This window comes from Ilumatobacter sp. (assembly GCF_041688325.1).
Taxonomy (GTDB): Bacteria; Actinomycetota; Acidimicrobiia; order Acidimicrobiales; family Ilumatobacteraceae; genus Ilumatobacter_A.
Genome location: NZ_JBDNIJ010000027.1, coordinates 1 through 11,714, shown reverse-complemented (window position 1 = coordinate 11,714; position 11,714 = coordinate 1). Strand labels below are relative to the sequence as shown.

Here is an 11,714-nt window from a genome sequence, read left to right as displayed (position 1 = left end):
CCGCTCTCGATTGAGCAACCGCTCTCGATTGAGCAACCGAGCGAAAACGAACGCAGCGGAGGGATCACCCTGAGGTGTCCACTCCGCTGCGTCCTATCCGGCACCGATCAGATCCGCCATCCGACCGACGCGGTTCCCGCCTACATGGGGAAACCTGGGAGCCGGGGGACACCTCGTAGGGGGGAAACAAGATGTCCCGGCTCTCGAACTACTCGGTGATTTGCTTGTTCACCGGGTCATTTCGTTGACATTAAGTGTTTCGGCCAGGATCGGTCAGGACTTGAGTAAGAACGTGAGGATTTCTTCTCGAATCGACGACACTGGGTCCATGAGCGAACGCACCGCGCCCGACCGTCCCTGGATGATGCGGACCTACTCGGGCCACTCGACGGCTGCCGCGTCCAACGAGCTGTATCGGACCAACCTGTCCAAGGGCCAGACCGGCCTCTCCATCGCGTTCGACCTCCCCACGCAGACTGGCTACGACCCCGACGACAAAATGTCGCGCGGCGAGGTCGGCAAGGTCGGCGTTCCGGTCGCACACCTCGGTCATATGCGGACACTGCTCGATCAAATCCCACCCGGCCAGATGAACACCTCCATGACGATCAACGCCACCGCCGCCTGGCTGCTCGCGCTCTACGTGGCCAATGCCGAAGAGCAGGGCATCCCCGCGGACGAACTTCGTGGGACCACGCAAAACGACATCGTCAAGGAGTACCTGTCGCGCGGTACGTACATCTTCCCGCCGGCACCTTCGCGTCGGCTGATCGTTGACATGGTCGCGTGGTGCACCGAGCACGCACCTAAGTGGAACCCGATGAACGTGTGCTCGTACCACCTACAGGAAGCCGGGGCGACGCCGACGCAGGAGATCGCGTACTCCATGGCCACGGCCATCGACGTGCTCGATGCTGTGCGTGCCTCGGGCCAGGTGTCCGACGATCAGTTCAGCCAGGTGTTCGGGTCAATCTCGTTCTTCGTGAATGCCGGCATCCGATTCATCGAAGAGACCTGCAAGCTCCGTGCCATGACCGACATGTGGGAGCAGATCGGCCGGGAACGTTACGGCGTCACCGATGCCAAGGCGCTGCGCTTCCGCTACGGCGTCCAGGTCAACTCGCTCGGCCTCACCGAGGCGCAGCCAGAGAACAACGTGCAGCGAATCGTGCTCGAAATGCTCGCGGTCACGCTCTCCAAAAAAGCTCGCGCCCGCTCGGTGCAGTTGCCAGCCTGGAACGAAGCACTCGGCCTTCCGACGCCATGGGATCAGCAGTGGTCGTTGCGGATGCAGCAGGTGTTGGCCTTCGAGACCGACCTGCTCGAGTACGGCGACATCTTCGACGGCTCGACAGTCATTGAAGCCAAGACCGAAGAGTTGCGAGCAGCAGCCCAGGCTGAGCTCGACGACGTCCTGGAGATGGGCGGCGCATTCGAAGCCGTCGAAACGTTGAAGTCGCGCCTCGTTTCCTCGATGGCGCAGCGCACGCGTCGGATCGAATCAGGTGATCTCACCGTCGTCGGCGTCAACGACTTCACCGAGAGCACCGCCTCGCCCCTTGGTGGCGAGGGCGCGATCCTCAAGGTCGACCATGCCGTCGAAGCCGAGTTGGTCGCCGACGTCGAAGCATGGCGCGCACAACGCAATCAGGCCGCCGTCGATGCTGCGCTCGTCGATTTGCGTGCCGCAGCAGTCGATGGCAGCAACATCATGCCGCCGTCGATCGCGCTGGCCCGAGCCGGTGGCACCACCGGCGAATGGGGCAACCTGATGCGCGACATCTTCGGCGAGTTCCGCGCACCGACCGGTGTGGCCGGTGCGATCGGGTCAGCAAGCGGCCTCGGCGAAGTGGCCGCGTTCGTCAAGTCGATCCCTGGAGGCCCGCCCAAGTTCCTCGTCGCCAAGCCGGGCCTCGACGGACACTCGAACGGAGCCGAACAAATCGCCGTCGCCGCACGCGACTCCGGCATGGAAGTCGTGTATTCGGGTATTCGCCTCACGCCGGAGCAAATCGCTGCATCGGCTCGCGACGAAGATCCCGACGTGATCGGGCTGTCGATCTTGTCCGGCTCACACCTCAACCTCGTACCTGATGTACTTGACCATCTCAAGGCGATGGGCGTCGACATCCCCGTGGTCGTCGGCGGAATCATCCCCGAAGACGATCGTCCCCGCCTGCGCAAACTCGGCATCGCTGCGATCTACACGCCGAAGGACTACCAAATCGCCACCATCATGCGCGACATCGCCGAGCTGGCCATAGCGCACCGCAATCGGTGAATTCGTACCCGTGCCCGGCCCGCAGTATCTGTTCTCCAACCAGGTCATCGATCGGGTTCGACGCGAGTTTGGCAACGACGCCGATCGCGTCATCGAGCAGCTCGATCGACTCCCCAGCACTCGCCAGCGCGATCGCGATCGGTTGCCTCTTGCAGTACTCGAGCTGGCCAAACGCGACGTACCATCCGTCTTCGGCCTCGTCGAACAGGCGCTGATCGACTCGAGTGAAGTGCTCAGCTGGGTTGAGAAAAGCTGACGGTCAATCTTTCAATTCCTTGTCAAGATCAGGGGCCTCCCCGACCTGGGGTCCTGTCGGTTCTACACTCTGCCGGTGGCCACCCCGAGCATCATGCGCGTCAATTCCGTCGTCGACGCACTGATCGACAACGTCGACACTGTGGTGCGGGGCAAACGCCACGAGATTCGATTGGCACTCTGTTGCCTGTTGACCGAGGGTCACCTGCTCCTTGACGACGTGCCCGGTACCGGTAAGACAAGCTTGGCCAAGGCCATCGCGAACTCGATCTCAGGTTCGTGGACGCGAGTTCAGTTCACGCCTGATCTCCTCCCCACCGACATCACCGGCGTGATGGTCTTTGACCAGAGATCCAGCAGCTTCTCTTTCCGCGAAGGGCCCGTCTTCACCAACGTGCTCATCGGCGATGAGATCAACCGCGGCAGCCCCAAAACGCAGGCCGCCCTGCTCGAGGTGATGGAAGAGCGGCAGGTGACCTTCGACGGTTCCAGCCGCCTGGTCCCCCGCCCGTTCTTCGTGATCGCCACGCAGAACCCGCGCGACTTTCAAGGCACGTTCCCGCTTCCGGATGTCCAGCTCGACCGCTTCACGATGCGGCTCAGCCTCGGCTATGTCGATGCCGACACCGAAGCCGCATTGCTCGATTCATTCCATCGCGGCCGCCGGGACGACGACCTCGATCCGGTCACCGACGCGCAAGAGATCGACCAAATCATCAGCGAGATGGACCTGATCACGGTTGCCCCGAGCATTACCGAGTACATCGTTTCGATTGCGACGGCCACTCGCCAGCACCCCGACCTTCGCCTCGGCGTGTCGACCCGTGGCACCCTCGCTCTCATGAGAGTGAGTCGGGCGTTCGCAGCGACCGACAATCGATCCTACGTAACACCGGACGACGTCAAGGCCGTTGCCGCTCCGGTGCTCGGACACCGCATGGCGCTGCGCGCAGAAGCCGAGCTACGCGGTGTACGCATCGACACCTTGCTCGCCGATCTGATCGACGAAATTCCGGTACCCCGTTCCGCCAATTCGTGACCATGGCAACGTCGCTCGATCTCAGCCGATGCTGACCCGGTCCGGCCTCGGCGCACTCATCGTCGCCGTCATGGCGCTCGGTCTTGGTTGGTGGTGGGAATACGAAGAGCTGATCATCGTCGGCATCGCCATTGGGGTCGTCGTGGCCGCGTCAATTTGGCTCGCCCGGCGACCACTCCAGGCGGAGATCGTCCGCCGAATCGGAGCCATCCGAGTCCCCCGCGGGCATCCGGTCAACGTGGCGTATCGCGTCCGGAACTCCAGCCGATTCCGTACCGGGCGAGCGACGATCGTCGACCGCTGCGACACGGCAACTTGTCGTACCGAGCTCGAATCGGTGGCGCCGGCGCACGCCGCCGACTTCTTCGGCAGCCTGCCGACACATCGTCGAGGAGTCTTCGACATCGGCCCCTTCGAAGTCGAACGCATCGACCCGTTCTGGCTCGCCATCGGCACGCGCCCCGACCGCTCAGTTGGCTCAGTCACGGTGCATCCGAAGGTGTACCAACTCCTCGGGCCACAGGGCGCCGTCCGAGTTGTCGACAGCGAGTCGGTTCTCCGACGTGCATCAGCCGACCCGATGTCCGGGTTTGTGTCGATGCGAGAATACGTGGCCGGCGACGATCCCCGGCTCATCCACTGGCCGACCACAGCTCGCACCGGGGTCTTGATGGTCCGTCAGACCGTGGAGATTCGTCGGCCCGAGTTCACCGTCGTCCTCGACACAAGCGACAAGGTTGGCACGGTGGACGACTTCGAAGAGGCGGTCGATGTCGCAGCAACCCTCGCAGCACACGCGGTGCGCTCTGGGCTTGCGGTGGTCCTCCGCACCACCAGTCGCGCCCATCCAGGCGCAGCAACGCCGATTGCCGACGAGGGCATCATGCTCGATTTCCTCACGCCAGTCCAACAGACCAACGCCGACGATCTCCTCTCGGTTGCCTCGTTGTTCTCGCACGGATTCGATCACACATCGGTCGTCATGGTCACTGGCCCCGACGGGCCGTCCAGCCGCTTCCTGAACCTCGATCAGATGCTGGTCGTCCGCATCGGCCAAGACGCCACGGCGGTAACAGGCGTGGCCATCGCAGCCGTCGGTGCAGCAGACTTCGCCACACGGTGGAGGGCCTGGGAACAGTGAGTGGCCTCTTCCGACTTCGCATCGCGTTGATCACCGCCATGATGGCCGTACTGGCCGTCGTCGCGGGAAACATCTTCGACCGGCATATCTGGTGGTTTTTGATCGCAGTGGCGCTTCCAGCACTCGTGTCGATCGTCGTGCGCAACTTCGCCAGCATCGTTCGATTCATCTTCGCCCTGCTCAGCATCGGCACATCGGTGGCAATCATCGTGTTCGCATCCGGCGGACAATCATCCGACGTCGTCGACGCGCTGACCGCGGGCATCCAACGGCTACTCTCGACCGACTGGCCGAGCCCCAATCGACCCGATCTCATCGGCACAGTCGGGTTGTTGCTGGCGGTCCCGACTGCCCTCGCCGCCGACCTCGCTGGCCGCCGCGATTGGCACCTGCTGGCCCTCACGCCTGTCGCCGCCGCCGGTGTGCTGGTGACGGCACTCGGGGCGCCGTCCGGAGCGCAGACGGTTTGGCTGATTCCCATCGGTTTGCTCGCAGCGACCTTTGCAACGCTCCGACCTGTGCCTGACAATGACAGCGAGATCGGCGATCAGTGGATGTTGCTGCGAGGCGAGCGCCGCCTTATCCCGGTGGTGCTGCTTGCTGGCCTCATGGCGGCAGCGGTCAGCGTGCCCACGGTGTTGGCCGATCGCGCCGACCCTCGACGCAACGAGCCAGCCGAACAGACTGCTGTATTACTCAACCCCATCGAGGCCACGCTCGCGCTCCGGGCCCTCGACCCTCCGGCCGATCTCTATCAGATGACCACTGCGTCGGGCGTCAATCTCCCCAATCGCTGGCGCACTGCTGCACTGAGCGACTACGACGGGCAGCTGTGGACCCCAGCGCTTGCTCTTCGTCCAATTGGGCGACGGCTGGCCCCGGACACGTCCGACATGTTCATGTTCGACATCGCCTTCCTTGACGACGACCTCACACTCGTGCCGTTTCCTGCCACGCCGATCACGATTGATGCTGCCGTCGAAACCGACGACGATCGCACCGTTGTGCGCCTCGGTGAGCGGATCGACCCTGACGACACGATCGCCGTGTCGAGCGGCCCGATCACCACGACTGCCGACGCCTTGGACATCGGCATCGCGACCCGTGCAGTTGATGACTCGGTGAGCAGCCTCACAGAGTTCGCTACGACGCTCGCGGGCGACGGCACTGTGCTGGACCAGTTGCGCAACATTGAATCGACGATGCGCGATGACTGGGTGCTGGCATCCAACGCTCCGGGCGCAGGCTTGCAACGGGCCCTACTCGAGCGCTTTCTTCGAGACACCCAACGCGGAACTGCCGAACAATTCGCGACGGCGTACGTCCTTCTCGCTCGATCACTGGGCGTCGACGCGCGAGTGGCAACCGGATTTGTCTCCGCAGGTCCAGCAACGGGAAGCACCCTGGCCCTGGTCTCCAGCGATGCGGCCGTCTGGCCTGAGATCGGCCTCATCGACGGCAGATGGATCGCCTTTAATCCAGTGCCGTTGGACGAAGCATCCGACGTTACGCCGCCTCCGGAGGAACCCGCCGTGCAGACGCCGGCCGCCGCTCAACCGCCGGTTGCTCCCCCACCAGAGCTCGCCACAGAAGCCCCGGACAACATCGACGCCGACAACGACGCTTCGAATACCGCGTCGGTGTTCGTTCGCTGGGTGCAAGAAGCGGGCGTTGCTCTCGGAGTAGTCCTGCTCCCATTGCTCGCCCTGACGGCGACCATTCTGGTCGCGAAGTTCAGAACGCGACGCCGGCGGCTCCATTCAGGGTCCCCAGCACAACGCATCGCCGGAGCGTGGGCTACTGCCACCGACCGATTGGTTGACGCTGGTCTGACGATCGCTCCGTCGTCGACAAATGGAGACATCGCCACCTCCGGAGGGCCGCTGGTTGCTAATGCCAAACGTGAGTTGGCTCAGCTCGCAACACTGTCGAGTGCCGTCATCTTTGGCAACCCAGCAGTAACCGACCTTCTCGTCCAAGACGCAGCGGCGTACTTGATCCGGATCGAAACCTCGATGGCCGAGGTACGAACCAGAGGCGAACAACTGCGTTGGCGACTGAGCCTCCGTTCCCTCAGGCCAAGCACCCGTTCCCCAGTCCGCTGACGCAGCAGGAAACTGCGACCTTCGCAGGGCCCCTATGTGCCCGGCGGCGTTGTCGTCGACACCGGCACGGTTGTCGTCCCCGGCACGGTCGTCGTGGTATCGGTGGTGGTCGTCGTGGTCTCGGGCAACGCCGAGCGGACCGTGACGGTGGCGAGGTTCGACTCGTCTGAGCCATCGGTAACTCGATAACTGAACTGGAAATCCCCTGCGCCTGCCGTCGTGATCGTCATCGTGGTCCCGGACACTGCGGTGACGATGTTGTCCGGGTCGTTAATCGGCGTGACAACGGTGAGCTCATCACCATCTGCATCGTTCACGGTTAGTACCACGGTGGTCGGCGAGCCCGAAACGACGGCGATGATTTGGTCGCTTGCTGTCGGCGCCGTGTTGACGGCTGGTCCAGCGACTGTGACGTTCGTCGTGGTGGACACAGCACCGTCGCCATCGACAACGGAGTACGCGAACGTTGCCGTTCCGCGACCGTTTTGAGGATCGATACTTACTGAGCGGCTGTTTGGCTCAAGCGTGATCGTGCCGGCCTCACCGTTACTGAACACCACTGTCGAAGGCATCGACTGAATCCGCAGGGCGGCGTTCTCACCGTCGGGGTCGGTGTCATTGGCGACCAGGTCAAACGATCCGGCACCGCCGGCGACGTTGACGTTGTCGGGGTTCGCTGCAGGACTGGCATTGATGACCGTGATCGTCATCGGCACAGTTGCTGTCAGACCACCCGGGTCGACGACCGTGACGGTCCACCTGTACGTGCCCGGAGGGATTCCGATCGGCGGCGCCACAACAACGCGAGCAGATTCAATGGTCGCCCACGCTGGCGCGCCCGAGCTGCGAGAAATCGTCAGGGCTTCGTCGTCGCCGGCCAGTTCCGACACCGGGAACTCGCGTTGCCCCCGGCGATCAATCACCGCTGTCACAGGCTGCGCCCAGGGGTCTTGGTTGACATCGATGGTGACCTGGCCGGTCGTGCGCTGGCGGCAGCTGTTGACGACAGCGAAGCTGATGACGACATTGCCGTTCTCGCCAGCCGGAGGCCTGTACACGCTGCCGTTGTAGGTTCTCGGCCCGACGACGTCGGTGACCGAGCCGTTGGCGGAGAAGTCGGCAAGATTGATCGCGATCGCCTGCTGGTATCCAGTGGTCAAGAACGCATCCTGCGCACTCGGCGCCGACTGTGAACAAGGTCGGACAGTGATGCGCAAGGCAGCCGTATCGGTCAGGTCGCCGTCACTCACCGAGTAGGTGATGACAGCCGTTCCGGCTGCACCGGGAGTCGCGTCGAAGACGATCGAGCTGCCAACAGCTGTCGCTCTACCGATGCTGGCGCCAGGGCCACCGGTGATGGTCATCACGAGCGGATCACCGTCGGGGTCGCTGTCGTTGAAGAGGACCGACGTGGTAACCGATCCACCGTTCTCGAGGTCAGCAATATCATCTTTGGCCACTGGCGGCCGGTTGAGCGGCTTCAGGATCGTCAGCACGATCTGCGACGAGGCCGTGAGCCCACCCGAATCGCGGATCGTGTACACGGCGACGATGTCGCCCAAGAAGTTCGGGTTCGGCGAGATCGTGACGATCCTGCCCGACCTTGTCACCGTTGCATTTCCCGACCGGAGAGCCACACCTTCGACGGAGAGAGCGGCAACCGGTTCGTTCTCGTCGAAATCGTTCGCGAGGACATCGAACTGAGTGGGCACGCCTGGCCCATTGATCGTCCGAGTGTCTGGTTCGGCAATCGGCGCAACGTTGGCCGACTCGATGATCCTGATCGACACGCGGCCGAGCGCGACAGCTCCTTTTTCATCGACAACTTGATAGTTGATCGTCGACACACCGACGATCGGCCCGGCCGTGAAGGTGATCCGATTCCCGGTCCGCACTGCGGTCCCGAGGCTCGGGGTCGTTGACGACACGACTCTGAGTGCGCTGTTGTCACCGTCGGGATCGTCATCGTTAGCGGTCACATCGATCGAGTCCGTCTCGTTCACTTCGACGAGGATCTGGTCGAGGACTGCGTCCGGTGGTTCGTTGGTGATCAACGGCTCGCGCACCGACACGATGATCGATGCAGAGGCACGCAGGCCAATCGAGTTGGTCACCTCATAGGTGCAGCGGAAGGCTCCGGATTGATTCAGCGGCGGGGTGAACCGGACCAGCCCATCTGCAGTGACAACTGCTTGGCCCCCGCCAGCGCAGCCCGGCGAACCGATGAGCCGAGGACGTTCACCCGATGGGTCGCCGTCGTTGCGGAGGACATCGATTGTCACCGGCTCGTTGACGAACGTGAACGTCGAGTCATCCTGGGCGAACGGCGGCTCAGGTAGCGGTTCGGGCAGCACATGGATCACGATGTCACCGCTGACCTGGTGGTTGTTTCCGTCGTCAACGGTGTAGGTGAATCGGACGAAGGCATCGTCCTCGTCGGTGAGAGGCGCCGGTGTGAACCGCACACGGTCGGGTGACAGGACTGCGACTTGGCCGCCGCCCTCCACGGGTTGAGTCGCCTTCACCACGACGAGCGGATCTCCGTCTGGATCGCTGTCGTTGGCAAGCACTTCGATAACGACCGACCGACCGACGACCGCAGTTCCGGCGTCGGCGACGACGACCGGGGGCCGGTTCGGTTCGATGTCGTCGATGATCTCGACGAGGACAGAACCACGAACGAGATGACCGTTTCCGTCATTGACCACGTACTCGAACGGCACCGAATCAGCAGAACCTGTTCGGGCCGTGATGGCGAGCTGTTCGCCCTGAACTTCAACCGATAGCCCTTCGGGCAGCGGGCGCGCGATGTCGACCGACAATGCATCGCCGTCAGGATCTTCGTCATTCACCAACACGGGAAGTACCGTTTCGACGCCGCGGCGCAGTCTCACGGAGTCGGGCCACACGATCGGGGGCCGGTTCGCGTCGCCAACGCTGGCGACTTCGACACTCACGTTGACGTCGTCGCCCACTGCGCCGAACGAATCGACCGGGCGATACGTGAACAGAGCAGTTCCTTCGAAGCCGTCACGCGGCGAAAATGCCAATGCGCCAAGGCCCGACGGCCCGATGGTTTCGGTCACTTCTCCCAAGGCGCCCTGCACATCGAACGAATCGATCTGCAGCGGGTCGCGGTCAGGATCAATGTCATTCAATAACACGTCGATCACCACGGGCACACCGGCACCCGTCTCGGCGTCGTCAGGAACGCCAATGGGCGGCTGGTTCGTTCCGTCGATTGGAATCAATTCGATGATGACATTCGCACGAGCCTCGGTGCCATTACCGTCAGAGATCGTGTACGTGAACTGGTCGAGTCCGACGTAGCCAGGCTCAGGATTGAAGATCACGGTGGTTGCTGTGCCGATCTCGACCGTGCCGTGGCCAGCAGCCCCGACCGCGACGACGACGATCGCCTCACCATCAGGGTCATAGTCGTTCGCCGTCACCGGGACAGACACCGCGCGACCAGCGCGAGAGGTCACCTGATCGTCGATCGCAACTGGCGGGTCATCGATCCCATTGTTGTCCGGCTCGCGTTCTCCGAGTTCGCCAGCAGACCCGTCACCGACATCGCCGCCACCGCCAACGCCGCCAACGCCAACGCCAACGCCGTCGCTCACGACTCGGCCGTTTTCGCCAAGCACCAACGTGGACAGGTCGTTCTTGTCGATTGCTTCGATCCCCCACGGGTTGATTGACCAGACGAAATCACCAGCGACGTCGTCAACCCAAACGAGGTCAACCGTGGCCGACACGGCAAGCGTGGCTGTGCCGGAGACCGACGCCGTTTCATCTTGCAAGATCGCTCCATTGCGCCAATCGAACCGGATGATCCTGGTCGGACCACGCCGAACAATCGCCGCTGCGTCGCCAGCGATCGCGAGGAAATCAGAACCGTCAACATCGAGGCCGGGGACCACCGACGACTTCTCGATGCTGCGTTCCGAGATGCACCAGAGTTCGTCGTTTACCGCGACCCAACCGCATGTGTGAGCGGGACCGGGCTCTTGAATCACGATTTCGCTGCTGTCAACTTGGACAGGCAGTTCAATCCAGTCGCCGTCGCCGAGGCGTGCTCGCCGCCCCGCACCATCGACGATCAACGGGCGGTTTCCGACGAGCGACAGTGAGGCCGTGTCGGGCGGTGCATCGCCGAGCGAGCGGCTCGTCGGTCCGGCAGGTGTGGCGCGAACGACTTCGTCGCCGATAATCGACCAGATCGCGCCATCGGGCGAAACGAGGGCTGTGGGGCCGACGTCCAGTGCAAAGCCCACCGACTCGCCCGTGGCCGGAAGGAGCGTTGCCGCACCGGAATCAGCGTCGATGACGACGAGCCCCGACGAACCGACGCCAGCCAGAGAGCGTCCTCCCGCCAAGGTGGCGATGCCCCGAGCAGGACTCAACCGCAGTGCCGCAGAGTCGATCACACGGACCTCGGCCGTCGCATCGTTGACGACATAGGCACCAGAGCCGCCTTCGATCACACGCAAATCCCCACCGTTAGCGCCGACATCGAGGCTCGCAAGGGCACGGCCTCCGTAGCCATCCGCAAGAACAACCCGCCCGGTCTCTTGGTGGACGAACCATCGCGTGGCGCGTGCCACTGCTGCATCAACGGCCGGGAGCCCATCGGAGCGGAACACGACAACGAGCGCGCTCAGGCCGAGCATCGTTGCGAGCAGTGCTGCAACGGCTCGTCGCCAGGTCACGGTTCTCATTTCCACTTCCTTTCAGGTTTTGCCCTCGATATATCGGCAGTTTCTCGGCAAGACTGAAGCGAAACCTTCGGTAGCGCTCTCCTGACCGCCACCCCACACCTATTATGTGGAGTGTGGGGAGTTTCTGGACAGGCGAATCGGACTAAAGGCGACGATGCCCAGAACCATG

Annotated in this window: 6 protein-coding genes; 5 read left to right on the top strand and 1 reads right to left on the bottom strand. The window is 63.1% G+C overall.

The window, feature by feature from the left end:
* Nucleotides 1–328 precede the first annotated feature (328 nt).
* The 5 genes from ACH2EI_RS02165 to ACH2EI_RS02145 all read left to right on the top strand — a co-directional run bounded on the left by ACH2EI_RS02165 (nucleotide 329) and on the right by ACH2EI_RS02145 (nucleotide 6,821).
* Nucleotides 329–2,281 (top strand): protein meaA, encoded by a 1,953-nt coding sequence (locus ACH2EI_RS02165; RefSeq protein ID WP_395151980.1) that lies wholly within the window; start codon nucleotides 329–331, stop codon nucleotides 2,279–2,281.
* 10 nt (nucleotides 2,282–2,291) lie between these two features.
* Nucleotides 2,292–2,537 (top strand): hypothetical protein, encoded by a 246-nt coding sequence (locus tag ACH2EI_RS02160; protein WP_395159005.1) that lies wholly within the window; start codon nucleotides 2,292–2,294, stop codon nucleotides 2,535–2,537.
* Between the two features lie 75 nt (nucleotides 2,538–2,612).
* Nucleotides 2,613–3,575 (top strand): AAA family ATPase, encoded by a 963-nt coding sequence (locus tag ACH2EI_RS02155; protein ID WP_395151984.1) that lies wholly within the window; start codon nucleotides 2,613–2,615, stop codon nucleotides 3,573–3,575.
* A 28-nt stretch (nucleotides 3,576–3,603) separates the two neighbouring features.
* Nucleotides 3,604–4,716: a DUF58 domain-containing protein gene (locus ACH2EI_RS02150; RefSeq protein ID WP_395154921.1), complete on the top strand. Its 1,113-nt coding sequence runs from the start codon at nucleotides 3,604–3,606 to the stop codon at nucleotides 4,714–4,716.
* Complete coding sequence (locus ACH2EI_RS02145) at nucleotides 4,713–6,821, top strand: transglutaminase-like domain-containing protein (protein ID WP_395159004.1); 2,109 nt, start codon at nucleotides 4,713–4,715, stop codon at nucleotides 6,819–6,821. The genes ACH2EI_RS02150 and ACH2EI_RS02145 overlap by 4 nt, the downstream gene beginning before the upstream one ends.
* Before the next feature lie 32 nt (nucleotides 6,822–6,853).
* Here ACH2EI_RS02145 and ACH2EI_RS02140 read toward each other — a convergent pair whose 3' ends face one another.
* Complete coding sequence (locus ACH2EI_RS02140) at nucleotides 6,854–11,545, bottom strand: Ig-like domain-containing protein (RefSeq protein ID WP_395159002.1); 4,692 nt, start codon at nucleotides 11,543–11,545, stop codon at nucleotides 6,854–6,856.
* Between the last annotated feature and the right edge of the window lie 169 nt (nucleotides 11,546–11,714).